General features: G+C 33.3%; 21 protein-coding genes. 16 read left to right on the top strand and 5 right to left on the bottom strand.

Annotated features, from left to right (window positions below; translation table 11 throughout):
• Positions 1–137 precede the first annotated feature (137 nt).
• Together P163_RS04880 and P163_RS04875 are read left to right on the top strand one after the other, a co-directional pair.
• Positions 138–5,120: a translocation/assembly module TamB domain-containing protein gene (locus tag P163_RS04880; protein ID WP_034888250.1), complete on the top strand. Its 4,983-nt coding sequence runs from the start codon at positions 138–140 to the stop codon at positions 5,118–5,120.
• Positions 5,117–7,408 carry a BamA/TamA family outer membrane protein gene (locus tag P163_RS04875; RefSeq protein WP_034888248.1) on the top strand — a complete coding sequence of 764 codons (2,292 nt, stop codon included), beginning with the start codon at positions 5,117–5,119 and terminating at the stop codon, positions 7,406–7,408. The genes P163_RS04880 and P163_RS04875 overlap by 4 nt, the downstream gene beginning before the upstream one ends.
• An 82-nt stretch (positions 7,409–7,490) precedes the next feature.
• Here the strand turns inward: P163_RS04875 and P163_RS04870 are convergent, their stop codons facing one another.
• A complete protein-coding gene (locus tag P163_RS04870; RefSeq protein ID WP_034888246.1) occupies positions 7,491–7,703 on the bottom strand; it encodes a hypothetical protein in 213 nt (70 codons plus the stop codon).
• A 202-nt stretch (positions 7,704–7,905) separates the two neighbouring features.
• Positions 7,906–9,636 carry an APC family permease gene (locus P163_RS04865; RefSeq protein WP_034888244.1) on the bottom strand — a complete coding sequence of 577 codons (1,731 nt, stop codon included), beginning with the start codon at positions 9,634–9,636 and terminating at the stop codon, positions 7,906–7,908.
• 348 nt (positions 9,637–9,984) lie between these two features.
• Here P163_RS04865 and P163_RS04860 point away from each other — a divergent pair, with 348 nt between their 5' ends.
• From P163_RS04860 to P163_RS04840, 5 genes are all read left to right on the top strand, one after another.
• Positions 9,985–11,613: an ArnT family glycosyltransferase gene (locus tag P163_RS04860; RefSeq protein ID WP_034888242.1), complete on the top strand. Its 1,629-nt coding sequence runs from the start codon at positions 9,985–9,987 to the stop codon at positions 11,611–11,613.
• A gap of 114 nt (positions 11,614–11,727) precedes the next feature.
• Positions 11,728–12,504: an MlaE family ABC transporter permease gene (locus P163_RS04855; RefSeq protein WP_034888240.1), complete on the top strand. Its 777-nt coding sequence runs from the start codon at positions 11,728–11,730 to the stop codon at positions 12,502–12,504.
• 7 nt (positions 12,505–12,511) lie between these two features.
• On the top strand, positions 12,512–13,264 hold the full coding sequence (locus P163_RS04850) for an ABC transporter ATP-binding protein (RefSeq protein WP_034888238.1): 753 nt from the start codon (positions 12,512–12,514) through the stop codon (positions 13,262–13,264).
• 6 nt (positions 13,265–13,270) lie between these two features.
• A complete protein-coding gene (locus tag P163_RS04845; RefSeq protein ID WP_034888236.1) occupies positions 13,271–14,266 on the top strand; it encodes an MlaD family protein in 996 nt (331 codons plus the stop codon).
• Positions 14,267–14,293: 27 nt separating this feature from the next.
• On the top strand, positions 14,294–15,124 hold the full coding sequence (locus P163_RS04840; protein ID WP_034888234.1) for a universal stress protein: 831 nt from the start codon (positions 14,294–14,296) through the stop codon (positions 15,122–15,124).
• 101 nt (positions 15,125–15,225) lie between these two features.
• Here the strand turns inward: P163_RS04840 and P163_RS04835 are convergent, their stop codons facing one another.
• From P163_RS04835 to P163_RS04825, 3 genes are all read right to left on the bottom strand, one after another.
• Positions 15,226–15,435, bottom strand: coding sequence for a hypothetical protein (locus tag P163_RS04835; RefSeq protein WP_034888232.1), 210 nt, complete (start codon positions 15,433–15,435; stop codon positions 15,226–15,228).
• A gap of 79 nt (positions 15,436–15,514) precedes the next feature.
• Positions 15,515–18,022: a cation-translocating P-type ATPase gene (locus tag P163_RS04830; protein ID WP_034888229.1), complete on the bottom strand. Its 2,508-nt coding sequence runs from the start codon at positions 18,020–18,022 to the stop codon at positions 15,515–15,517.
• 39 nt (positions 18,023–18,061) lie between these two features.
• The gene (locus P163_RS04825) at positions 18,062–18,325 is read right to left on the bottom strand and encodes a zinc ribbon domain-containing protein (RefSeq protein ID WP_034888227.1); all 264 of its coding nucleotides are present in this window, start codon (positions 18,323–18,325) and stop codon (positions 18,062–18,064) included.
• A gap of 307 nt (positions 18,326–18,632) precedes the next feature.
• On the opposite strand from P163_RS04825, the gene P163_RS04820 reads away from it, so the two are divergent.
• From P163_RS04820 to P163_RS04780, 9 genes are all read left to right on the top strand, one after another.
• Positions 18,633–19,688, top strand: a complete 1,056-nt coding sequence (locus P163_RS04820; RefSeq protein WP_051931143.1) for a cyclic nucleotide-binding domain-containing protein — start codon at positions 18,633–18,635, stop codon at positions 19,686–19,688.
• A 165-nt stretch (positions 19,689–19,853) separates the two neighbouring features.
• The gene (locus tag P163_RS04815; protein WP_034888225.1) at positions 19,854–20,708 is read left to right on the top strand and encodes a universal stress protein; all 855 of its coding nucleotides are present in this window, start codon (positions 19,854–19,856) and stop codon (positions 20,706–20,708) included.
• A gap of 78 nt (positions 20,709–20,786) precedes the next feature.
• On the top strand, positions 20,787–21,638 hold the full coding sequence (locus P163_RS04810) for a universal stress protein (RefSeq protein WP_034888223.1): 852 nt from the start codon (positions 20,787–20,789) through the stop codon (positions 21,636–21,638).
• A 5-nt stretch (positions 21,639–21,643) separates the two neighbouring features.
• On the top strand, positions 21,644–22,489 hold the full coding sequence (locus P163_RS04805; protein WP_051931141.1) for a universal stress protein: 846 nt from the start codon (positions 21,644–21,646) through the stop codon (positions 22,487–22,489).
• A gap of 83 nt (positions 22,490–22,572) precedes the next feature.
• Positions 22,573–23,427, top strand: coding sequence for a universal stress protein (locus P163_RS04800; protein WP_034888219.1), 855 nt, complete (start codon positions 22,573–22,575; stop codon positions 23,425–23,427).
• A gap of 54 nt (positions 23,428–23,481) precedes the next feature.
• Complete coding sequence (locus P163_RS04795) at positions 23,482–24,339, top strand: restriction endonuclease (RefSeq protein WP_034888217.1); 858 nt, start codon at positions 23,482–23,484, stop codon at positions 24,337–24,339.
• A 5-nt stretch (positions 24,340–24,344) separates the two neighbouring features.
• Positions 24,345–25,715 (top strand): MBL fold metallo-hydrolase RNA specificity domain-containing protein, encoded by a 1,371-nt coding sequence (locus P163_RS04790; RefSeq protein WP_034888215.1) that lies wholly within the window; start codon positions 24,345–24,347, stop codon positions 25,713–25,715.
• Between the two features lie 82 nt (positions 25,716–25,797).
• The gene (locus tag P163_RS04785) at positions 25,798–26,220 is read left to right on the top strand and encodes a hypothetical protein (protein WP_034888213.1); all 423 of its coding nucleotides are present in this window, start codon (positions 25,798–25,800) and stop codon (positions 26,218–26,220) included.
• A 26-nt stretch (positions 26,221–26,246) separates the two neighbouring features.
• Entirely contained in the window at positions 26,247–26,690 is a 444-nt protein-coding gene (locus P163_RS04780) for a hypothetical protein (RefSeq protein WP_034888211.1), read from the top strand.
• Positions 26,691–26,721 lie beyond the last annotated feature (31 nt).

Raw genomic sequence — 26,721 nt, 5'->3', positions numbered from 1 at the left:
CCTCTTAAAATTAATATTATGGGCTATGCAAACAAACTGCGTAGCCCATTTTTTATGATAAATTCAAAACTTTTGTTCTAATATTTTTAACACCTTTAAAAGCATAACTTTATATCTTTACCTCTAAAATCCTGAAATTGAATAAAACAGTTAAGAAGAGCTTAAAAGTACTTGCTTGGATAGTGGGTATCATCATTGGTTTTTTCCTACTCATCGTCTTATTGCTTCAAGTTCCGGCAATACAAAATGTAGTCAAGAAAAAAGCGGTTAGCTTTATTGAAGAAAAAATCCATACCCCAGTTTCCATAGACAGATTAGAGATTGGTCTTCCAAAAAAGATAGTGCTTTCAGGATTTTATTTTGAAGATCAGGAACAAGACACTTTGATCTACGGTAAAAGATTAGCTATTGATATTAGCCTTTTTAAATTAATAAGCAGTGATGTAGAGATCAATTCTATAGAATTAGAAGGAACTCAAGCTTATATTAAAAGAAACAAAGATTCTGTTTTTAATTTTGATTATATAATAGAAGCCTTTGCTACGCCAACCACAGATACCACTGCAACGTCTACCATTACTTTAGGAGATATAGCACTAGATCAGATCAAGTTTAAATTTGAAGATGCTATCACCAAAACAAATATCGATCTTCAGCTTCAACATTTTGATACGTATGTAGAAACTTTTGATCTTGATAAAATGAATTTTTCTGTTCCAGATATCAATATGGACGGCTTGACCTTAAGAGTATATCAGGATGCATTAGCAATTAATTCTATTGCAACTCCTTCAGAAGAAAATAGTAGCGTAACAGATAGTACTGCCCCTTTCAACATAAACCTCGAAGATATACGGCTCTCTAATATCGACATTAAATTCAATAGCCATCAGAGCAAAATGAATGCTAAGATCGCGCTTAGGGAGTTATCCTTAGATTTTGATGATTTCAATTTTGCCGATCAAAACGTTGTAATTAATGACTTTGAAGTTGATGGCCTTAATGGAAATGTACTTTTGCTTAAAGATGAAAAATTAGTTAATAACGCTCAAGATAGCACTGCTACTTCTGCTCCTATTTTATGGAAAGTTGCTGTTGCTGAAACCAATTTAAGCAATATCAATTTTAAGTTTAAAGATGAAAATGCTAAGCCGGTTGAGGAGGGAATAGATTATATGGATCTGGAACTTACCAACATCAATTTGGAAGCCGATGATCTTGAATATACCGCAGATCGTATTTCTGGTGCTATTTCAGCATTTACTATGAAAGACAAATCCGGACTTTATATTAAATCGTTACATACCGATTTTCTTTACGCTAGTACTTCTTCTTATCTAAAAGATCTTTACATAGAAACGTCGGAGAGTATTATTCGTAAAAAAGTAGTGTTAGGATATCCATCTTTAGAAGCGATGCAAGATGATCCCGGAACTATAGAAATAGATGCAGAATTTGAAGAGAGTAAGATCGCATTTCAAGATATTTTGATCTTGGCTCCAGAACTTAAAAATACCAATCCGTTTCAATCTAATCCAAATGCGGTGCTTTATGTAGATGGTAAGATTTCTGGGAAATTGAACGATCTAAAAGTGGAGCAATTTAGCGCTTCAGGAATTGGAAGCACCAGAGTAAGCGCTACTGGAACTATTAAAGGATTACCAGATGTAGAAAATGCCAGATTCAATTTAAATATTTCTGAATTTACCTCTACCGCTCAAGATATTAAAGAATTTGTACCAGAAGGAACCATTCCTAGTAATATCACGTTACCGAAAAGAATGAATTTAAAAGGAAGTTTTGCCGGTTCTATGCAAAATTTTAAAGCAGATCTAATACTGAAAAGCAGCTCGGGAGATGCCAGTTTTGATGGAAATTTGGATATGAGAACCGAAGGGAACGAGATTTACGACGGAAATCTAAAACTATCCAATTTTGATGTTGGTAGATTAATTCAAAATGATTCTATAGGTGTGGTTAGCATGAATGCCAAGGTAAAAGGGAGAGGTCTAGATCCTAAAACAGCTACCGCAAGTGCATCTGGAACAATTACCAAAGCTCAATACAACAGTTATAATTATAAAGATCTAAAATTTGAAGGCGATATAGCTAAGGGCGATTATAACCTAAAAGCTGGAATGAACGATCCTAATCTAGATTTTGATCTGAATGCTTCCGGAAGTTTTAGTGGAGAACATCCTTCGTTAAATCTAGAAACCAATTTAAATAATGTTGGTTTAGATTCCCTCAACCTCTACGGAACACCATTAAGATTCACTGGAAAGATTAAAGCAGCGCTTACAAGCGCAGATCCAGATTACTTAAATGGAAAGGTATATATAACCGATCTTGTTATTGATAATGTAAAAAAGAAATTTCCATTAGATACTATTTCATTAACCGCAGTTTCAAAATTAGATAGCACCTCTTTGGTTTTAGAATCTCAATTATTAGAGGCTAGTATTAAAGGGCAATTTCAACTAACTAAAATTGGAGCGGCGCTTACCAGATCTCTTTCTCACTATTATGAGATCTCTACGGTTGCAGATACCGCCACTATTAAAAATCAAAATTTTGGCTATAAATTAAAAGTTCAAAGCGATCCTCTATTAACGCAAATTATGCCTGCTTTAAATCTAGAGGAGCCACTAAATATTTCCGGGAGATTTAACAGTGTAAATGATACAATAGTGATGGCAGCTAGTTTCCCGAGAATGGATTATCTAGATTATAAGATCACCAATGGTGCTTTGGATATCCACCCAGAAGGAAATGCCCTCACCTACGCTCTCACTATTGGTGATGTTGATAGTCCGCAAATAAAATTGCCTTATACTTCGCTTACCGGAAAAGTGGAAAATAACATGGTAGATTATAATCTTAGAATAGATAATTCTAAAGGTCAGCCACATTATCAGGTTGCAGGTACTATGGAAACCTCTTCCGGAAACACGTTGTTTTCTTTAGATCCAAAGAATCTTTTATTAGATTATGAAAATTGGAGCATTCCTCAAGACAATCAAATTATGATTGCAAGTAATGGCGTTTTAGCAACTAATTTCAACCTAAGCCATAATAATAGTGCTATTAAGATCAATTCTCAAACGCAAGATCCTGCTTCTCCTCTAAATATAGATTTTGAGAGTTTTAAAATTGAAACGATAAGTGCTATGATCTCTAAAGATACCTTGTTAATGGGTGGCCAAATTAATGGAGAATTATCTTTAGCAGATATGTTTACAAAACCTAAAATAACTTCAGATCTAAACATTGCCAATTTTAATTTCAAAAAAGATACTGTTGGAGATATCAGATTAAGAATAAGCAGCCAAACCCCTACTCTTTTAAACACCAATATTAATATTACAGGGCAAGGCAATCAAGTAGATCTTACCGGAACTTATGAAACTACAGAAGGTTCATTAAATATGAATTTGGATATTAAAACATTAAATGTGAAGAGCATTCAAGGTTTTAGTTTTGGCGCCATCTCAGAAAGTACAGGAAATATTTCTGGGAATTTTGATATTTCGGGAACTGTTGCAGAACCTAACATTATTGGTAGAATGAAATTTAACGAGGTAGGATTTCTGGTTAATCAGTTAAATGCAAATTTCCATACCATGAACGACTGGATTGCGTTTGATGAGAAGGGAATGAATATGTCTACTTTCACTTTATTTGATGAAGATGATAATAAATTAGTAATAGATGGAAGTATTGCTACTACAGATTATACTAGCTACAATTTTGATCTTGATGTTACTGCAGATAATTTCCACGCCGTGAACTCTACCGCAAAAGACAATGACTTTTATTACGGAGATCTTTATTTAGACAGTAATTTAAAAATTGGTGGATCATTAGAAAGTCCTGTAGTGAGCGGAACCATAGACATTCAAGAAGATACCGATTTTACCATCGTTATGCCGCAACCAGATCCATCTATTGCCGATAGAGAAGGCGTGGTGGAATTTGTAGACGAGCAAAGTTTACGAGAAGCTCAGGCAAAACAGATGGAAGCGCAATTTTCTAATGCAGAGCTGGAAGGAATGGATGTTTCAGTAAATATTACCGTTACCGATAAATCTAAATTCACCTTAGTAATAGATGAGGCTAATGGCGATTTCTTGAATTTAGAAGGAAATGCACAACTTTCAGCAGGTATAGATCCTTCAGGAAAAACAAGCTTAACAGGTAGATATGAATTATCTGATGGAGCTTATGAAATGTCCTTCAACTTTATTAAAAGAAGATTCGAACTAGAAAAAGGCAGTTACATACTGTGGACGGGAGATCCTACAAATGCAGATATTAATATTACTGCTATCTACAAATCTGAAACAGCACCTATAGATCTATTAGACAATCAGCTTTCCGGGCTTACCCCTTCAGCTAGAAATATCTATAAGCAAAAATTACCTTTCCAAACTAAATTGAATATGAAAGGGCAACTATTAGAACCAATCATCAGTTTTGACATTGTTCTACCAGAAGGTAATTATAATGTAGCTTCTGAAGTGCTATCTAATACGAGAGCAAAACTGGCTCAAATTAGAGATCAACCTTCAGAATTGAATAAACAGGTTTTTGCATTATTACTTTTAAATAGATTTATTGGAGAGAATCCTTTTGCCAGTGAAGCAGGTGCCACCAGTGCAGGCGCATTAGCAAGACAGAGTGTGAGTAAAATTCTATCTCAGCAATTAAATGATCTTGCAGCAGACCTAATAAATGGAGTTCAGTTAAATTTTGATCTTGAATCTTCAGAAGATTATACCACAGGACAGCGAGAGAACAGAACAGATTTGAATGTAGGAGTTTCAAAATCTTTATTAAATGATAGATTAAAGGTTACCATAGGTAGTAGTTTTGGATTGGAAGGTCCGCAAGGCGCTAACCAACAGTCTACCAATATTGCCGGTGATGTTGCAATAGATTATATGCTTTCTAAAGATGGAAGGTATTTGCTCAGGGCTTATAGAAAGAATCAATATGAAGTAGCTGTACAAGGGCAGGTAGTAGAAACCGGACTCTCTTTTATTATTACTATGGATTATGATAGATTTAGAGAACTGTTTATTGGAAATAAAGACAAAAATAAGTCAGATAACAAATGAAAATAAATCAATTTCTATTACTTCTAGTTGCGGCTCTAATTTTTAGTGCATGCAGCAATACCAAATATTTAGCTGAAGGTGAACTATTATATACAGGAGCCAACGTAAAGGTAAAAGGAGATAGCTTATCCTCAAAATCTACCGCCTATTTTGAAGAGAATTTGGAAGGCTTGGTAAGACCAAGACCTAACTCTAGTATCTTAGGATTAAGACCTAAATTATGGTTTTACAATATCGCGGGAGAACCAAAAAAGGATAAAGGCTTTAAATATTGGTTAAAAAATAAGATGGGAGAACCACCGGTATTATTTAGTCAAGTAGACATGGACTATAACACCAAACTTATTCAGAATTACATTGAGAATAAAGGTTTTTTTAATGCAAGAACAAGCGCAGACTCTTCCGCCAGTGGTAAAAAAGCAACTTCCACATATACGGTGCAATTGGGTGCTCGCTATATTATAGATTCCGTAAGATTTCCAAATGACTCTATTCCGCTTACCATAGATATTAAAGCAACAGAACCAAATTCTCTATTAAAAACTGGCAACCCATATGATCTTGAAGTTATAAAAACAGAAAGAGATAGAATAGATGCAAAATTAAAAGAGGTTGGATATTTTTATTTTAATCCAGACTTTTTACTAGCTCAAGTAGATAGTACCGCAGGGAATCATCAGGTAGATATAAAGATGAAAGTAAAAGATGAAACCCCTATCCTTGCCCAAAGAACTTTTACTATTGGAAATATCTATGTATATCCAGATTATTCTATCAATAAAGACACATTAGCTGAAGATTCTAGCGCTGCCATTTATTATAAAGATCTCACCATTTTAGATCCTGAAAATAAATTTAAACCCAGCGTGTTTGATAGATCATTACTATTTAAGAAAGGTGAATTGTACAATAGAACAGATCACAATAAATCTTTGAATAGACTGGTAAACCTCGGAACTTTTAAGTTCGTGAAAAATCAGTTTAAACCATCAGACTCTATAGATGGTGCCTTAGATGCCTATTATTATTTAACTCCTTTAGCAAAGAAGTCTATACGCCTGGAACTTACAGGTAAAACCAATTCTGCTAATTATTTAGGTACAGATGTTACCTTAAGCTGGAGAAATAGGAATGCATTACGCGGTGCAGAACTACTAACTATTTCGGCTTCAGCAGGATATGAAGCACAATACTCTTCTAATAATAGCGGATTTAATATTTATAGATTTGGAGGAGAAGCATCTTTGTCGTGGCCAAGATTAATAACTCCATTTAATTTAGAATCTAGTAGTGCTTTTATCCCAAAGACCGTAGCGAAATTGAGTTTTGATTTTCAATCCAGATCTCAGCTTTATGCACTAGAATCTTTTAAATCTTCTTTTGGATATCAATGGAAAGATAATATCAGAAAAGAACATCAACTTAATATTTCAGAAATTACTTATGTAAGACCTTTTAATGTTACAGATCTATACAAAGATCAAATAATTCAAAATCCATCATTAGGAAGAGTAATAGAAGAACAACTAATTTTTGGGCCTACATATAAGTATACCTACACCAATACCATGGAAACTGCAAAGACCAATACTATATTCTATCAGGGTTCTGCAGATCTATCTGGTAACATTGTAGGTTTAGTAACTGGAGCCAATGCTAAGGAAGGAGAACAAAAAGAAGTTATTGGTGTCCCATTTAGTCAATATATTAAACTAGAAAATGATTTTAGACATTATTTAAAATTAGGACCAGGGAAAGAGCTGGCAAGTAGAATAATTGTGGGGGCAGGAATTCCTTATGGAAACTCTACCCAATTGCCTTTTATTAAGCAATTCTTTGTTGGTGGTACCAATAGTATTCGTGCTTTTAGAGCCCGAACAATAGGTCCGGGATCTTATAATTTTGAGGTAGATGATAATGCATTTTTACCAGATCAATCTGGAGATCTTAAATTAGAATTAAATACAGAATTTAGAGCAGACCTATTTAGTATTGTAGAAGGAGCTTTATTCGTAGATGCCGGTAATATCTGGTTATTAAATGAAGATGAGCAAAAACCGGGAGCTGCTTTTTCCGGAGATTTTTTAAGTGAACTTGCAGTAGGTACCGGTGTGGGTTTAAGATTTGACTTACAATTCTTGATCTTGAGAACAGATCTTGCTTTTCCTATTAGAGTTCCTTATTATGAGAAAGGAAATAGATGGGTATTAGATCAGGTAGATTTTGGAAACTCTCAATGGAGAAGAGATAATTTAGTCTTTAACCTAGCTATTGGTTATCCATTTTAAAATATAGCTAAACTTAAATAATGAGCATAAAAAAAGGCTTCCTATGGGAAGCCTTTTCTAAAAATATAAAGAAAATTCTGAATTAGTTTACAGAAGTTTCAGTAGTATTTTCTTCAACTTGAGAAGCCTCATCGCTGATGGTATCTACTACTTCTTCAGTAGGAGTTTCCATTACTTCAGCAGGAGTTTCAGTTTCAATAACCTCAACTTCAGTTTTTTCAGCTGAATCTTCTTTACAAGAAGTAAAACTTAAAACAAGTGCGATAGCTGCAAGAGTCAAAAAAGATTTTTTCATTTTAAAATATATTATTGTTTGATTTAGTAAGCCAAATGTATATGATTTTGTAATACAAAAATCAATGTTACAAAATTATTTTTAGGGCTTTAAAGGCTTGATTTTGCTCATTTCTTAAAAATATTTTCATTCAGGCTCATACCTCCTGCCTTCAAAAGATATCTAGCAGACCTCTTTTTACAAGAAAAATGAATCAAATATTCTAGATAATTACCCGAACTTCTCCTAATTGCTGTACGCGATAAGGAAAATTCTCTCCGGGAGCTCCTATGAACATGAAATTTATAGGAATTTCCCAACGTTCTGATAATTCTTTGATCTTTTCTGGACCGAATACGCCCTTCTCTTCTACAAACTCTATTCTTATATCTGGATAAGCTCTATCTAGCACCATAATATCTTCTTTCAAATTTTCTGCAACATGCATGCTGTTATCTGTTACAGAAACTATCTTTATTCTTCTGGTAGGCTCGTTGTTGCGCATATAAAGCATCACCTTATTTAAGGTCTCTACATTATCATGATTGGTAAAGAAAACAAATTCCTGCCCTCTAATTTCTGCTAACTTATATCGAGTTCTTTTATGCAGCGTTTTAAAGAGTTTATTATCCATAGGAAAAACAGTTTCTATAACCGTTAGAAAAGCTCTTAGAATATAATTTCTGTAAAGCATAAAGAACACAACCAGCAAAGTAGGAATAAGGTATTGAAAGAAAATAAACAGATAATTAGGGTTGAGTACCACATTCCCTATGATAGCTGCAAACACCGCAACTATTGCAATTATTAATGCTAACCATGTAGATCTCTCTGGCCTAGGCAATTGTTTTCTATTGATTTTTAATAATAGGTTTCCTATTCCAAAGAGTACCATTACAGATAGAAATGCTATGGTATAAACTCCCGCAAGTTTTGCCAGATCTCCTTCTGTTACAAATAATATCGAGGTACAGAGAATAAAGAATACAATAAATATTAGGTAAGGACTTTTACGTTTGTTCTTTTTGAGAAGATAGTTAGGTAAGATCCTGTCTAAAGCCATACGCTCCATTAACCCACCTACTCCAACGAAAGATGTTAATACCGCTCCACTAAGTACTAATGCAGCATCTATACCTACCAATAAAGAAAGCCAGTTTCCTCCAGAAATATTCCCTAAGAATGATAGCAATGCTTCCTGATTTGCACCTACTACATCCATAGGTATTAATGCCAATGCTAAAAATGCTATTAATGGATTAAAGATGCTAACCACAATCCACATGTTTCTTAGAGTTTTAGGAAACACCCCTTCCTTTTGTTCTTCAACATAATTTGCAGAACTCTCAAATCCACTAATTCCAAGCATCGCTGCAGAAAAACCAAAGAATAATGCCATACTTACACTTCCATGAACAGGCATTCTAAAGTTTGCCATAAGTACATCAAAATCATGCGTAAAGAAATAGTAGAGACAAAATCCGCAGAGCAAGGTAAGAGATACCAAGTGAAAAAGAAAAATAGCAATAGCTACTTTAGAAGATTCTCCGATACCAAGGATCACCAACCCCATAAATAACAATAAAAGTACTATGGTAGTAGGAAGTACAGGAATAAAATCCCATATGCTATATGCATATTTTACTGCCTCACTAGCAGAGATAACTGCAGTGGCCATGTAAGAAAGTACTGTAAGAGCAGCCGCTAATGAGGCCGTAGATTTTTTAGAAGTATTTAAAAGTGCGTTATAAGCTCCCCCATTTAGAGGTAAGGCGCCAACAACTTCTCCATAGATCTTTCTGAAAAGAAATAACACCCCTGCAACCATCAACAAAGAAATCCAAGCGTATTGTCCAGCATAAAATATTGCTAAAGCAGATACATACAAACAAGAGGAACTTATATCGTTTCCACAAATTGCAGTGGCCTCTAATTGGTTTAATTTTTTACCCATAAATAATGAACTAGGACAGTTATGTAACTTTCTTTTAGTAAACAGAAAAGTATTGTAAATAGGATTTGGGATTTCCCAAATAAACTAAGGATAACGAAATTAAAAGAAATTGTACGATAATTCTAAGAACCTGATAATTATTTCAGTTTTTACTAAAAGATAATATTAAATTCAAAATGAATATATTAATCAACCCTATAATTCGCACTTAAAAGAATAGATTTAGCAATAGTACATCACCCGTTTTAAAATTATAGTAACTTTGGTTTTATTACATGAACATAGAACTTTCTATCTTTAAATTCTACTTAGATTTTAAATCTAAGTTTGCTTACTAATACCATATAAATGAAATCTACTTTTTTAAAGATCTTGTTGCTCATTTTCATTGTTTTTAATATTGGTCTAGGGAGTTTTGGGTTGAGTGAGAGCAGTGAAGCCCGATATGCGGAAATAAGTAGAGAAATGGTTAAAACCGGAGATTTTCTTACCCCTAATCTTTTGGGAATAAATCATTATCATAAACCTCCTATCACTTATCACATAACCGCTATTGGATATAAGATTTTTGGTATAAATGAATATGGTGCGAGATTCTTTCTTGGTATTGCACTAATACTTCAAATATACCTGATCTTTAGAATTGGAAAACTGCTATATAAAGATGAGAAGATAGCTGTTGCGGCTGCCTTGATCTATCTTAGCTTTCCTATTGTTATAATTGCCTCCAGAAATCTAACCACAGATGCATATCTAATAACCTTTATCTTATGGAGTCTCTATTTATGGTTGCAAAATAAGGTGCATCATTCTAAGATTTGGATATATGCTTTTTACATGGTTCTTGGGTTTGCTTTTTTAACAAAAGGTCCGGTTGCAATCCTTCCCGTTACTATTTTTATAGCGACCTATTTAATAGTTAAAAAGGAGAGGATCAAACTTTCCATGCACGATCTTTTTGGAATAATAATTTTCGTAGCGATCTCTGCTTCGTGGTTTATTGCTATTATAATAGACAACCCTAAATTATGGAACTATTTTATTGAAAAACAGATTGTAGAGCGTGCTACCAATGCAGAAAAATTTCATAGAAGTAAACCGTTTTGGTATTATCTCTTATTCGCTCCTTTATTAGGTTTTCCTTGGGTATTCTTTATAATAGCAAGTTATTTTAGCAATATTAAACAAGCACTGCAAAAGCATACTATCATCAAAACATTAACTATTATTAGTCTTTTGATCTTTGTTATTTTCTCTGCTTTTTCTTCCAAGCTCATTCTTTATATTCTTCCTATGTATCCTTTCCTAGCGCTGGCAGGTGGTTACCTTTTATATAAAATTTCGGATATGAAGTTAAAATGGTTTTGCAAGGTTTATGAGGTATTACTAGGACTTCTATTAGTTGGTTTAGTAGTTTCTCTATTTATTCCGTCAATCTCTATGGATCTTATTTATAGCCTTCCGCTAATAGTTTTAGTTGCTATAGTCCTTTTATATTTTATTAAATTTTCTCCATTTAATAGCAGGCAGAAACTGCAATATCTAGGGGTAGCATTTATAGCTTGCCTTATGCTTACACATACTATATTTAGCCGAAGTAATCCGTATACTGTTAATTCTGTGAAAGAATTGGTTTCCTTTGTAAAGGAGAAAAAAGGAACAGATCTAAACCGACTTATAGTCTTTGATTACCTATTACCTTCTGCTGCATTCTATTTAGATCAGAATATAGTTACCGTACACAATAAAAGTTTCCCTACCATTAGAGAAATACAATTTGAAGAAGGAGACGAATATAAGAAAGATTACATAGATCTTCGTTTAGACCAGGATAAAGAGCATTTTGAACTACTCATGAATCAAAATAACAACGTTCTAATAGAAAGAGCAAAACATCCCATGCCCGATTCTCTTAGATATTTGCTTAAAAACTACAAACATGAACAGCTTCTAGACAAATGGATTGTTCATTATTAATCTAGAGATTCACTTACCCTAATTACATATTTTTAGCTATTTAACTATTAAAGATGATTTTTATCATTTTTATGGAAAGCTTCCTTCTCTATATTTGACTCTAATAGCAATGCTATGGTGTCATCTTCTGCAATTCTTACTAACTTAAAATCCTTCTTTGTAGAAATTGGAGATCTATCTGCATTTGCTGGAAGATACTTTAAAGAAGTTTTTACGGCACCCTTCGAATTTAAAGAACTCTTGAAGCAATGTTACAACATGGGCAATAGATCTTTACTATTGGTAAGCGTAACAGGGTTTATTTTAGGTTTGGTATTTACCCTTCAATCCAGACCTACACTTCAGGAATTTGGTGCTGTAGCTTGGATGCCTTCTATGATTAGCATCTCTATAGTAAGGGAAATAGGGCCTGTAATTATTGCGCTTATTTGTGCAGGAAGAATTGGTTCTGGTATTGGTGCAGAATTGGGTTCTATGAAAGTTACAGAACAGATAGATGCCATGGAAGTTTCTGGTACTAATCCTTTTAAGTATTTAGTGGTAACAAGAATATTAGCCACCACGCTAATGTTACCGCTACTCATATTTGTAGGAGATTTTATTGCGCTTATTGGGTCTGCCATTATAGAGAATATTAAAGGAGATGTCTCCTTTCTATTATATTTCAATCAGGTTTTTGATGCTCTTAAATTTAGTGATGTGCTACCGGCAACGGTAAAATCATACTTTTTTGGATTTGCCATTGGTTTGGTAGGTTGCTTTAAAGGCTACAACAGTAAAAAAGGTACCGCCGGTGTGGGCCGGGCTTCTAATTCTGCTGTGGTATTCACTTCTATGTTATTATTTATTATTGATTTTATAGCAGTATTTATTTCAGATATTTTTTATTGATCATCTTATGAAATCAACTCTATTTGATACAACAAAACCGGTACTGGAAATCAAGGATCTTCATAAGAGCTTTGGCACCCTAGAAGTATTAAAAGGATTCAATCTGAAGTTATACGAAGGAGAAAATTTAGTATTAATGGGGAAATCTGGAGCTGGAAAGTCTGTTCTTATTAAATGCATGGTAGGACTCTTAGATCCAGATAAAGGAAGTGTTGAGATTCTAGGAAAGAATATAGCCGGGTTAAGTAGAAAGGAAATGGATATTCTTAGAACAAGTATCGGATTTCTTTTTCAAGGAAGCGCACTCTATGATTCTATGACGGTTAGGGAAAATCTTGAATTTCCATTGAGAAGACATACAAGACCTAATGATCTTGATGATACAGACCAGCTGGTTCTAGAAGCATTAACCAATGTAGGATTAGAAAATGTAATAGATCTAATGCCGGAAGAATTATCTGGAGGAATGCAAAGAAGAATTGCCCTGGCAAGAGCACTCATCTTAAAGCCGAAGATCATTTTATATGATGAACCTACTACAGGTTTAGATCCTATAACATCTAAGGAGATCATAGAACTTATGAGCAACATTCAGAAAAAATATAAGACCTCCTCTCTTATAATTACGCATGATGTAGATTGTGCCAGAGTGATCTCCAACAGAATGATCTTGATCTTAGATGGAATTAATTACGTGGAAGGCACATTTAATGAATTACAGCAAAGTGAAGATCCAAAAGTGAAAGCATTTTTTAAATAGAGTATTATGGAAAAAGGTAAAAACAAGAATCTGCTCCTAGGAGTATTTGTAACCGTTGCAATACTCATATTTGTTTTGGCGATCTATTTTATAGGAAGCAGACAAAATATGTTTGGAAACACCAGTGATGTCTCTTCGATATTTAAAAATGTAAACGGACTGCAAATTGGTAACAACGTTAGATTTAGCGGAGTTAATGTTGGAACTGTTAAAGTAATTACCATTCTTAATGACACTAGTATATGTGTTAATATGAAGGTGGATAATAGCGCTATGAAACTTATTAGATCTAATGCACAGGCTACTATAAGTTCTGATGGTTTGGTAGGGAGTATGATTGTAAATATTGTACCTGCAGATAATTATATCAACGAACCCTTAAATAATGGAGATACCATAGCCTCTATAAGTAAGATAGCAACGGCAGATATGCTAACTACATTAAATACTACCAATGAGAATGCAGCTTTACTTACTGCAGATCTGTTGAAGATCTCGAACGCTATTAATAATGGAGAAGGAACTATTGGTGCTTTGCTTAAAAGTGAAGAACTAGCAGAAAATTTTGAGAACAGTATCTCAAATTTTGAGAAAGCAGGCAAGCTAGCACTACGAACTATATCAAATTTAAATGCTAATATCTCAAAGTTTGATATGGATAACAGTGCTGCAGGAAAGATCTTTAATGACACCATTACGGCTGGAAAAATAGATTCTATTATGCAGAATATAGAAACCTCATCTGTTCAAATAAAACAGATCTCTATGCATCTTAATGATTTTTCAAAGAAATTGAATTCTGAAGAAGGTGCTTTTAATAGCATTCTTACAGATACAATTATTGCTTCTAATGTTGAACAAACACTGAAAAATGTAGAATCGGCATCAGAAAAATTTGATGAAAATATGGAAGCTCTAAAACATAATTTTTTATTTAAAGGATATTTCAAAAAATTAGAAAGAAAAAAAGCAAGAGCGCTTAAAAAGAATGAAAGCGAATAATAGAAAACTTAAGATAAAAGCTAAATTATGAATAAAATAGTATGTGCTACAGATTTTACTCGCAACTCTATTGCAGCATTACAATATGCCTTTAAGATGAGTAACTTGCTTAAAAAGGAACTAATAGTACTTAATATTTGCAATCCCGAGGAAGATGATGAGTATCATTCTGCATCAGACAATCAGGCTATTTTAGATACGAGAGTACAACTGTTACAAGAGTATTGTAGCATTCATTTAAAAGCAGATTTCGATTCTCTACAGATCCGGGCAATTATCAAAAAGGGTAAAAATATACCAAAGAAGATCTGCAATTTCATTAAAGATCTGGATATAGCATTTTTAATAATGGGAACTCACGGTAATAGTCCGTTTAAAGCTAAAAATTTTGGAAGCATAACCAATGCAATGATAGCTGCTTCTACTTTTCCTATACTGGCCATCCCTCCTACTTTTGAGTTCATTAATCTGGAGACCATCGTTTATACCAGCGATTTTGAAGAAGATGACATTTATAACCTAAATCAAATTGTAAAGATCTTTGCGCCTTTAAAAATTAGTATTGTTATCTTACATATCTATGCCTATGAAGAATATCTAACAAAAGAGCGGCTTATAGGATTTCAAACTTTACTGGCGGAAAAAGTGGCTTTAGATAATTTTGAATTTAAGCTAATATTTTCTGAGAACATTCTTAAAACCTTAAATGAATATCTTCTTACCACGAACACCGATATGGTTGCTATGATGGAACGGAAGAACAAATCTGAATTTAATGCAGGTTCTCACCAAGATCTTGTAAAGAAAATGGATAATATAACCAGTATTCCATTACTTAGTTTCAATACAGTTTATTAAAAATAGAGTAGCAAGCCAGATTGATTAAAAAGTAAACATAAACTCCTTATTATTATATATTTAATCTCTCCTCAGAACTATAAATACAAGGTAGCTAATAGTTATTTTAGATGTGATTGCTTATAGCGAAATAGAAGTTGCTTTAAATTTTCTAAATATTCTGTAAAGATCTTTTCCGTCATTTCTGGATGCTCAAAGGTTGGTAAAGTTACTTCCTGTTCTTCTAAAAATCTATAAATACTAGGATAGGAAGTTTCCAACTCCAGGGTGAGACCGGTTATTTCTGCAATGAGTTTATCTAATTTTGCCATGATAATTAAATTTAATTTCTCTTTTAAAGTTAATTATTTAATAGCCCATCGCTTATGATATTTATCATTCTATGACCAATTATCCGGAATGATTTCTTCTGATTATCCATTTATAAATCTCGAACCAGAAAACAATAACAAACGCTGTGATAAATAGAATTAATAACTGAGATAAATTAAGAGCGGTTACTTCGAAAAGATTGGCTACCCAAGGTTGATATAATATAATTGCAAGAAGCATAAAACTTAAAATTACAATGCCGCCAATGAGTTTGTTCTTATAACGTAAGGTGGTGAAAATAGAATGGTAGAATGATCTATTAACCAGCGTTAAAAATATATTAGAAACTATTAATGTACTAAAAACCATAGCTCTTGTGGCTTCTTCAGGATAAAGATTTCTAATAGCGAACTGGTATATAAACAGACATCCTATTGTTATCACTAAACCTTGAATGACGCTAACCGTGAGATCTCTCCACCGCAAAAATGTATCTTTCATTTTTCGAGGTGCACGCGTCATACTAAACTTCTCCAAAGGTTCATTTTCATAGATTATAGAACAAGTGGGGCCCATTATAAGTTCAAGAAATATTACATGTATAGGAGTAAAAATAACCGGATAGATCCATCCAAGAACTACGGGCAAAGCCACTGTTAAAATTATAGGTATATGAATTGAAATAATGTACTGAATTGCTTTTTTCAGGTTTACATAGATCTTTCTTCCCATGGCTACAGCTTCTACCATTTTACTAAAATCATCATCAGAGAGAATAAGTGATGATGATTCTTTAGCAATATCAGAACCTCTTTTTCCCATGGCAATACCAATATGAGCTGCCTTTAAAGCCAACGCATCATTCACTCCATCACCCGTCATCCCCACAATTTCATCTTGTGCTTTTAAGGTATTGATGATCTTTAATTTTACTTCCGGAAATATTCTGGTAAAAATATTGGTATCTCTTACTTTTTGTTCAAACTCTTCAGAAGAAAGCTTCATTAATTCTTCTCCTGTTATCGCGGTATGCTCATTTTCAAAATTTACCATCTTGGCAATAGCAGCTGTCGTGATCTCATTATCTCCGGTTAGAATTTTAATCTTTATACCAGCTGCATAAAGTTTTTGCAGCGTCTCGGCAATGTTCTTTTTTGGCGGATCATAAAATCCAAGAATGCCTATAAATTTAAACCTGAATTCCTGCTGAGTTTTTGGAAATTCATCTCCATTAAAATCTGCTGCACCTACCCCTAATATCCTTAAACCTTCTAAGGCTAATTGCGCCGCGATACTTTCTACATTGCTTTTTTCTTCCTTAGTGAGAATTGAATGTTCTAGTACAGCTTCTAAAGAACCCTTCATGGCAATTTTTCTAGATCCCTGTTCATTCTGAAAAATATGTGTCATCATTGGTGGCTTTCCCCCCAATGGATATTCATGGATCATTTTATAATCTGGACGTTCATCAACTTCTGCTAATGTTTCATAGAAATGATGAAGTGATTTCTCCATGGCATCAAAAGGAACACTCTCACTCGCCCACATTGCAGTTTCAATGAGGTTAAATGCTTCCTCAGAATTCCAATTTTGGTCACTGCTCGTCTTTGAATTTAAGTGTGTATAGATCTTGGTGAGTTCCATACGGTTCTCTGTAATTGTACCTGTTTTGTCTGTGCAAAGAACAGTTACAGAACCCAGTGTTTCAATAGTTTGAGTTTGCTTTACTACAATTCCCAATTTCATCAATCTAGAGGCACCTAACGCCATAAAAGTAGCAAAAGCAACAGGGATTTCTTCCGGTAATACAGACATAGCAATAGTTAATCCCTTCAGCAAACTATCTAATAGATCTCCTGAAGCTTTAAAACTGATACCCCAGATAATGAGAAAGATACCAATACCTATAATAGCCATTTTTTTAACGAAACTGGAAATCTGTTCTTGAAGCGGAGATTTAACCTTTTTGATTTTACCTAAGGAAGTATCGATCTCTCCTAATTTAGTATTTACACCAACCTGTTTGGTTTTAAAAACACATTGACCGGAAACTACTGCTGTACCCTTAAATACCAGATTTTTTTCAGGACCTTCCAGCTCTTTATAAACACTAAAGGCTTCTCCCGTTAAAATAGATTCATTTACGGTAAAATCATTTAGCTGAAGCAATTCTCCATCTGCAGTGATCAACTCTCCTTCTGAAGCTACCACCAGATCATCAATTACGATTTCATCAGATCGTATCTCAACGAGCTCATTATTTCTTATAACGGTACTAAGGGTTTGGGTATACTCTTTTAAAGCATCGAGAGCCTTCTTACTTCTAGCGCTTTGATAAAAGGAGATGGTAGAGATCAAAACGATGGCGCATAACAAGAATATGCCTTCATTATAACTGCCTAAAATAAAGTAAATACTAGCAGTGGCTAACAAGATAAGAAACATCGGCTCCAGAAATATATCTTTGAACACGTTTAATAACCTGCTTCCCTTAACCTTATTTATAGAATTACTACCATGCAATTTTCTAGAACGCAAGACTTCCTCATCATTCAATCCTTCAAAATTATACGGATTTTCGCTCATAGCTTTAATTTATTCTGATAAAGGAATTTGAAAATGAAATTAGATAAAATCCATCTTCCATCTTTTAAGGCTTGGTAATAAATGAATTATATGCTGGGCTTCTTCCATGGAAAGCTCATTATGGATCTTGGCCATATCATTCAATCTAACTTCCATGGTATGAATACTTAAAGAACTATCTGTAATTTCACCATTTTGGAAACAGTGAATGCAATATTCTCCATTTATAGATTGATCCCTATTAGTTCCTTTATTCTCCTCTAGTAAAACAAAGCCACAACTCTGGCACAATGGATGCTCCATATTATTTATAATTATACATGAATATAGATACCAAGATACGCGAAACTCTCATGCACTATCAATCTAATCCACTTGCTATAAAGTTAAACAACATTGTAAGATTTGATTATGATAATTATCAGCTTTCCCTAAAAACATTATGATATTAAAATTGGGTGTAACGCAAATAATGATTATTTTAAATACCTGTAATTCAAAAACTTAAATAGTAAGTGAATTTAAATTACCTTTTTTAAAGATCTCTTTAGCTAAAGCTTAGCTCATCGCTAAACACTTAAAACGTTCTCCCCAAATAAATTCTACAAGTATGAGGGGTAACATAAAGATATTACTGATAGCTGATTCTATACAATTAAGGAGTAGCACTCAAAAAATCCTAACAGATTCCGATTGCGAGGTGCTCATTGCTGAAAGTAGCAGCGATGCCTTTCTCGAATTAAAACTTTCAAAACCCGATCTTCTGTTTTGGGGTATTTCCATGCGTAATTCTAATATTTATAGTGCATATTTAGCATTACAAAAAGATTTTGGAGCTCACATCCCAATAATAATCATCACTTCTTTGTTGAATCTTAATGCTCCGGGAAAAATAGAGAACACCTTAAACGAAAATTACATAACCTACCCATTTTCAGCAAAAGCATTATTAGACAAGATAAATAACACTCTTTCTAAAGGTGAATATGCTAAGCTCACAGTACCTACTAAAAATTTTAAAAGCAGAAAATTAAGATCTATAACATCGCTCAAAGACTTGTTATATTATTTTAGAACTGAAGCAGAAGAAATTGATATTGTTAAGAACAAACCTGTATATAAAGAGCAAAAACATGCCAACTATGTCTATTTAGTGGAAAGTGGATTGGTAAAGATTCACAGAATGGATGAGTATGGTAAACAATTAATAACAGGGCTTTACAAACCAAAAGAGTTCTTTGGATTTTACTCATTTAAAGAAATATCCTCCTACCCAGAAACTGCCACGTGTTTAACAACTTCCAAACTTCTACGGATCTCTAACTCAAAATTTCAGGAGCTACTATCACAAAGTTCTAATCTTAGCTTAGAACTAGCACAATTATTATCCGACAAGCTTTCTCAATTAAAAAATCATCTACTCGAAATGGCCTATGGATCTGTTCTTAAAAAAACATCTAATACTATTTTACAGTTTGCAGAAAATATTGAAAATAAACCTCATCAATCTATAAAGATCTGCAGAAATGATCTCGCCAACGTAGCAGGAATTTCAACAGAAAGCTTAATTAGAAGTTTATCGTTCCTAAAAAAAGAACGATTAATAGATATTAATGGAAGAGATATCAAGATCTTAAATTACCATAAGCTACAGCTTGTTAGGTAATACTATATCATTCTTTTGGTGGATAAAAGTATTCTCTTTAAATCATGTTGATGCATAAAAGATTCGCACACAATTATTTACTTAGTTCTTAGTGGAGCCTAAACTGATATTCATCATAGTTTGATAGGCTAATAGCTCTTACTTTTAAGGTTCAATTACTTTATTATGAGAAAGATATTATTGCCTACCGACTTTTCTGCAAATGCTTTCAATGCCTTAAAATATGCTGTTTCGCTATTTAAGTATGAAAAAAGCGAATTTTATCTGCTTCACGCTTATGCAGATGAAGTTTATAGTAATGAGGCTGCACTTACTGAAGATCAATTCGAAGAAAAAAAGGCGAACGCTAAGAAAAATTCAAAATCTCAGCTTAAAGAGATCCTTGCAGCTATCAAGGAATTATCTCCTAACCCTAAGCATCAATTTTTCATAAAATCATCGTACGGTTTGCTGGTAGATAAAGCAAATGACCTTATAAATATAGAGAACATAGATGTTGCCGTAATGGGCACCCGAGGAAAGACCAATGAGAAATCTCTTACCTATGGCACCAATACCATTCAGGTTATGAAATATGTGCAATGCCCCGTGCTTTGCATCCCAGAAAATTACGTGTATAAAACACCTAAGCAAATTCTCTTTCCAACCAATTTTCTAATTCCATATCAGCGCAGAGAACTAAAGTTAGTAGCAGACATGGCAAGATCTTACAGGTCTGAAATTCATATGCTTTACATTTCTAAATTCCCCATTAACTCATATCGTCAGAAAGACAATCAATCATTTCTGAAAGAGCAATTTAAAGATGATGTATTCAATTTTCATAGAGCAGATGAAGGAGATAAAACAGAGGTTATATTAAAACACTTAGATTTTATGAATATAGACCTTCTGGTAATGGTAAGATCAAGACATACCTATCTAGAAAACATCATTCAAGCTTCTACCATAGATAAGATCGGACTTCAACCTCAAATTCCATTTTTAGTTCTTCAAAATTATCATAGAGAGATAATGTAAAAATCTGGTAAACTGACAATTGTCATACTATTTCATGCAGATTGTCTTTAGATTTAAGTGGTGCTAAATTCCATACTTATGAAAAAAATTCTTCTACCACCAGATTTTTCTGAAAACGCTTATAACGCTATAGATTATGCAATAAATCTCTTTAAAAATGTAGAATGCACCTTCTATCTTCTAAATACCTATACACCTGTTTTATATGATACAGAATATATTTTATACAGTCCCAGCCAGATAAGTTTAGATGAAATTTACAAAATAAATTCAGAAAGTGGATTAACCAGAGTAGAAAAGCGAATTAGAGCAGATTATAACAATCCAAAACATACTATTAAAAAGATAGCTGCTTTTAATATTCTTACAGATGAAATAAAGGAACAAGTAGCAGATAAGAATATAGATCTTGTAGTTATGGGAACTAAAGGTGCTACGGGAGCTGCTCAAATTTTATTTGGGTCTAATACAGTACATGTTATAAAAAGGTCTCCTTGTCTATTATTAGCAATTCCTTCTCAGTTCAAATTTAAACCTGTTCACAGCATATTATTTCCAACAGATTTTGAGATAGATTACAGCATATTGCCTTTTAAATTTCTAGATCAACTTTCAGACAATTACCAATCTCAATTGAATATTTTACATGTCATCTTTGGAACAGGCATGGAGCAAGATCAGGAACGAGGTAAAAAACAATTGTTAGAAAAAATTGATCACTATGCTCATAAATTTTATACGGTCAATAATAAAAGCGTACCTCAGGCTATCTATGATTTTCAAAATGAAAATGAAACAGATCTCCTGTTAATGATCAATAATCATCACTCTTTTTTCGAAAATTTACTCTTTAGGCCTGTTATTAATGAAATTGGTTTTCATGTTAAAACACCCTTTCTAATTATTCCTGCAAATGAACATAAAAATTAGAAATCATGAAAAACATTCTCCTTCCTACAGATTTTTCTGAAAATGCATGGAATGCTATCATTTACGCCATCACACTTTATAAAGATGAGGCTTGTAATTTCTATTTTCTACACGCTTATGATGTAAACGATTATCATGATTCTAGCAAGCTTACTCCCATTCCGGCCAAAGAAGCACTTAAAAAAGCCTTAGATCTTGCCAATCATGACTTGCAGCGATTAATGGAGATCTTGAAGATCACGTACCACAATCCTTTACACGTTTTCCATAGCCTTGCAGAGAACAAAAGTCTTATTGCTGCCATAACTTCTGAAATTAATTCTAAAGAATACGAATGTATAGTAATAGGAACTCAAGGTAGTACGGGCGCATATCAAACGCTTTATGGAAGTAATACCATAGCAATAATGGAGCAAATTAAGAACTGTCCCATACTAGCTATACCCTCTCATGTTGCTTTTTCAGGTTTAAGCGAAATTGTTCTGGTTAATGGCTATAAAAACTCACAGAAAAAAAATGATCTTAAATATCTAATAAAACTAGCTAATGAGACCAATGCTTCTATACGTATGTTATATATAGACGAAGGCAGTGGGTTGAGTGAAAATCAGAAGAAAAATAAAAGTTTATTAGATGCCCATCTGGACAATGTTCCACACAGTTTTCATTCTCTGGCACATGTAAGCGTACCTGTAGGTATTTATTGCTTTACAGAAAGTAGAGGTAGTGATATGATTGCATTCATTAATAAGAAGCATAGTTTTTTTGAAAACCTACTCTTTACGCATTTATATAGAGATGTTGGAAAATATGCTTTGATACCTGTTTTGGTACTTCACAAAAAATCATAACAGTAAGCTTATAGCTTAAACTGACACTGGTCATTTTTTATAGCTGTCAAGGTCAGTAGTTTTATAACTTAATTCAAATTAAGATGAAAAAGAAAATACTTATACCAACAGATTTCTCCAGAACCGCATGGAATGCTTTAATATATGCTACAGACTTATTTAAAGATGATAAATGCACCTTCTATATTTTGAATGCTTTCCAGCTTTATCATTTAACTACAGATAGTATTTTACCCCCACAGCCGGGACATAAGGCATATGAGCAAGCTAGAGAAAATTCAGAAAAAGGCCTAGAGCAATTAGTGGATGCGATAACTATAAGATCTGATAATGATAATCATAAATTTGAAATGATATCTACCTATAACAGCGTTTTTGAAGCTGTTAGAACCACCGTAGAGAATAAGAAAATAGATCTGTTGATGATGGGAACGCTAGGAGAAAATTCATCAGACAAATTCTTATACGGTAGTAATTCTGTAGATGTAATGGAAAAATTAAGAGATTGTCCGGTAATAGTGGTTCCTCAAACCATTCAACTTAAAGAACAATCCAGAAAAGAAGTAGTATTTGCTACCAATTTCAAATCTTCTGTAGCATCTCATGAACTTAATGAATTGCTAGAGGTAGCTTCAAAATTAAAAGCTGCTATTAGAGTATTACATATTCAGAAGAAAGATAATCTAAGCAAAGAACAAGAGAAAAATAAAAAAGAACTTCAAGAATATTTAAAAGATGTAGTGCATACTTTCCACACTTTAACAGACATTCCACTTGTTACCGGAATACATTCTTTTATAGAAAGTAGAAATTCTGATATGCTAGCGCTAATCAATAAAAAACAAGGTTTTCTAGCCTCTATCTTTTCTAAAACCTTAGTGCATGAAATTGGCTTTAAGCCACATGTACCTCTATTGGTAATGCATCACAAAAAATAAGAATAGATTTTTAATAATCTCAAAACTTCAATTTAGTAAAGCAAAAAATATTAAATGGATCTCTCTAAGTTACATATTATAAAAGCATCAGGAGAAAGCGTTCTTTTTTCTGCAGATAGTGTTGCGCACTCTTTAAAGCGTGCCGGTGCTGGTGATTTGATTATAAAAGAGATCCTAGATACTTTAAAGCTAGAAATGTATGAAGGTATTTCAACTAAAGAAATATATAATCGGGCCTTTAAATTACTTAAAGCTAAGAGCAATTGCCTTGCTTCAAAATATAAACTAAAAAAAGCGATATATGAACTTGGTCCAACAGGTTTCCCGTTTGAAAAGTTTATAGCGGCACTATTTAAAAATATGGGTTATGAAGTTACTGTGGGTAAGGTGTTATCAGGATTATGCGTAAAACATGAAATAGATGTTATAGCCACTAAAGGCAAGGAGACCTTATTTATGGAATGTAAATTTCATGGAGACCAGGGTAGAAATTGTGATGTAAAGATCCCTATGTATGTAGATTCCAGATTTCGAGATCTTCAGAATCATAATGAGCAAAAATCATCCACTAACAAACATGAATTCACTCAAGGCTGGGTAGTTACCAATACTAGGTTTACAGCAGATGCCTTGGCTTATGGAAAATGTTCAAATATTAAATTATTGAGCTGGGACACTCCTAAAGGAAACGGAATAAAAGATAGAATAGACCATACCGGACTTTATCCTATTACCGTTTCTAATTTGCTTACTAAAAGAGAAAAACAATTTTTATTAAGTAGAGATGTAGTACTCTGCAAAGAGCTAATTAACGATAAATTCTATCTAGACCATCTTGGTATTTCGAGCTTGCGCAAGCAAAAAATAGTACTAGAGATGAAAGAATTATGTCTAGGTTCTATTAAAAACTAAAATGTATGGATGCTGTAAAAGTTCATTTTCTAGGTGCCTCCCAAACTGTCACCGGTTCTAAATATCTTTTGGAAACTCCAGAGTTAAACATTCTTATAGACTGCGGTATGTTTCAGGGGTTGAAAGAGCTTAGGTTATTAAATTGGGAAAAATTTCCTTTCCCTCCAGAAAAAATAGATCTCATATTACTCACCCATGGCCATCTAGATCATACCGGATATTTACCTAAGCTATGGCAACAAGGCTTTACAGGGGCTATAATTGGCTCTGCACCAACGTTAGAAATTGCCTCCATCATTCTTAGAGACAGTGCAAAGATACAAGAGGAAGATGCAGCAAGAGCTAATGAAAATGGAACGAGTATTCACGATCCTGCCAAGCCTTTCTATACCATAAAAGATGCAGAAGCTACCATTAAATTATTTCAGCAAGCTAATATGGAAACATGGATGGTACTAAATAGCCAGATCAAAGTTCGATTTAAAAAGAACGGCCATATTTTGGGAGCTACTTTTATAGAACTAAAAATTAGCGAGAAGGTATTCCTATTCTCCGGAGATATAGGTAGAGTAAAAGATAGATTATTAGAGGCTCCAGAGAAACCAGACTGGGCAGACTTTTTATTTTTAGAGAGTACTTATGGAAATAGACTTCATGCTGAAGAAGATGTGGAGGCTAAATTAATACAATGTATAAAAGAAGTTCTAGTAAATAAAGGGAACCTTATCATCCCTAGTTTTGCAGTAGAAAGATTACAAACCCTTATGTATATTCTATGGAAACTTTTTAAGCAAAATAAAATTCCTAATATTCCCATATGTATTGATAGCCCTATGGCCAACAAGGTTTTTAGCGTATTTGAACAATACACTTCATGGCACAAAATCTCTTTAGAAGAATTAGAGCACATGAAGCAGCATTTTAACATTATTACCTCCTATAAGGATACTTGGAAGACCGTGGATGATACTCGCTCAAAGATTATAATTGCAGGGAGTGGTATGATCTCGGGCGGTAGAGTGCTCACTTATTTAAAATACCTTATCTCTAAACCGGAAACCATTTTGCTCTTAGTGGGATACCAAGCTGAAGGAACTAGAGGAAGAACTTTAAAAGAAGGTGGGAAAGAGATAAAGATCTATGGGAAATATTATGAAGTAAATGCAAAGATTGAAAATATAGAGAGTTTGTCTGCTCATGCAGATCAGGCGGAGATATTAGATTGGGTAAGTGATATCAAAAATATTCCTGAAACAACCTTTTTGATTCATGGAGAACGCATTGCCTTAGACGCTTTAAGGCTTAAAATAAAGGATACGCTACAATGGAAAGTGTACATTCCCCATCTATATGAAGTTGTTGAATTATCTGTCTAAAAAGGAAACTCGAAGTACTGATATTTATCAGTAAGTAAGGAAAAGTAAAGTGGTACCTTGGAAGAACATTAAAATAAATTACATGACAATTTTAAGCGCTCCATATTCTCATTTTAAACGAAGTCGCAAACAATTACTCATATTAGTAAGTGTGTGGCAAGAAACTTTATCTGCTACTAAAAAGGAGATTTCTTTTCTAGAGATGTACATAGCTTCTCCAATTTTTTATATCACTCCAGAATTGCTAACAGAGTTTATTAGATATCAGGCACATCTAAAAAAACTAAAGCAACAAGTAGAAATTATTTCTGCTCTTGCCAACAAGCATTTTACAGTTATACAAGACTGGACAGAGGTAGACAACGCAACCTTAGAAAACTTTATACTTCTAGAACATCAAAAGATTGAACCACAACTTTTAGAATTCATCAAAAATTATAACAATATCAAATTAGATATTTTTAATTATACAGGAGATAAGCTTATCCAAAAGGAAGGCAATTAATGTTTTAAAACTTTAAATCTATAGCTATGAAAAACGAAGTAAACAATTTTAGATATCTAGAATGGAAAACTCCTGAAGAAATGCACTTTTCTTCTTTAGAATGGATTTCAGAATTGAACTTTATTAATGATGAACATTCATTTTTTGAAGATATGTTAAAAGAATATACTTTACCTATTATAGAATTTCATCTTACAGAGAAGGTTACAGATCTAATTAAAAAGCTATCTACTACAACATCTACCGCTTCCAACCTACATAAAGATATTCAGGATCACATTAACGGACTTGAGGTTATGTTAGACGGAAAAGACAATATTAAAAAAGAAACACAGTACAAAGAAGCACATAGAAATTTATTGACAGAGTTCTTCAAATTTTCAAGAAACTACAATCGATTAAAAAAAGAGATTTTTAAAACGGTATCTGAAGCTTTGAAACATCAAAAACAAAAAAGATTGCTGCAATAATTGTATTCATATATTAGATTAAACGCTCTAT

It is taken from the genome of Gillisia sp. Hel_I_29, assembly GCF_000744275.1.
Lineage (GTDB): Bacteria > Bacteroidota > Bacteroidia > Flavobacteriales > Flavobacteriaceae > Gillisia.
The sequence above is the reverse complement of the archived record's forward strand: the minus strand, read 5'-3'. Positions and strand labels throughout refer to the sequence as shown.